At 66.0% G+C, this 987-nt stretch carries 1 protein-coding gene and 1 pseudogene; one reads left to right on the plus strand and one right to left on the minus strand.

Annotated features, from left to right (window positions below; genetic code table 11):
• A partial coding sequence (locus ABGA94_RS02700; protein ID WP_375366320.1) for an XVIPCD domain-containing protein occupies positions 1-398 on the plus strand: 398 nt, incomplete at its 5' end.
• Between the two features lie 94 nt (positions 399-492).
• Here the strand turns inward: ABGA94_RS02700 and ABGA94_RS02705 are convergent.
• A pseudogene (locus tag ABGA94_RS02705) lies at positions 493-896 on the minus strand (aconitase family protein); the annotation flags it as partial.
• Positions 897-987 lie beyond the last annotated feature (91 nt).

Consider the following 987-nt stretch of genomic DNA (forward strand, 5'->3'; position numbering starts at 1 on the left):
TGGATCCCAGGAAGGAAGGCCATCCAGACCATGCGCTCTACCGGCAGATTCGCGAGGGTGTATCCGCCGTGGATGCCAGGCACGGGCGCAGCTTCGATGAAACCAGTGAGCGCGTGACGGCCGGCCTGCTTGCGGCGGCCAGGAGCAGCGGCCTGGAACGCGTCGATCATGTGGTCCTAGGCAATCCACCCAGCGGTGACTCGAGCCCTCGCATGTTCGTAGTCCAGGGAGCGCTGGACAATCCGGCACACCTGCGGGCGTCGGTTCCAATCAGCGAGGCCATCAATACGCCCGTAGAGCAGTCGCTCGCCAAGGCCGAACAGATGTCGCAGGCACAGCAGGTCGCCCAGCAGGACCACGCCCAGGAGCAGACACGGACGGCGATGCGCATGGGCTAGGCCACCTGGCCCGGCGCACACAAAAGAACCCCCCGGTTCTCACCGGGGGTTCTTCGTTTCAACGGGGTGCCGGCCAGCAGCCGGCACTACCGCATCAGGCAGCGACCGTCTTGGCCACGTCCTGGTACTCCTCGATCTGGTCGAAGTTCATGTAGCGGTAGATCTCCGCGCCGCTGGCGGCGATCACGCCGACATCGGCCATGTACTCTTCCTTGGTCGGGATGCGGCCCAGACGCGAGCAGATCGCGGCCAGTTCGGCCGAACCCAGGTACACGTTGGTGTTGCGGCCCAGCGGTTCGGGAAGTTGCGGGTCGAGGTCGACATCGCGGTGAAGCCTTCGCGGATCTGCGCCTGGTTGCCCATGCACAGCGAGCAGCCCGGCATTTCCATGCGTGCGCCGGTAGCGCCGAAGGTGCCGTACACGCCTTCCTTGGTCAGCTCCGAGGCGTCCATCTTGGTCGGCGGGGCCACCCACAGGCGGGTCGGCAGGTCACGCTTTCGGCCCTTTGCGTTTGCGATGCCCCCTGTAGAGCCGAGCCTGCGCTCGGCTGGTTCTGCGCCAACAGCAGCCGAGCATGGGCTCGGCTCT

Origin of the sequence: Stenotrophomonas sp. 3diitr2024, assembly GCF_042136455.1 — a bacterium.
Classification (GTDB): Bacteria; Pseudomonadota; Gammaproteobacteria; order Xanthomonadales; family Xanthomonadaceae; genus Stenotrophomonas; species Stenotrophomonas sepilia.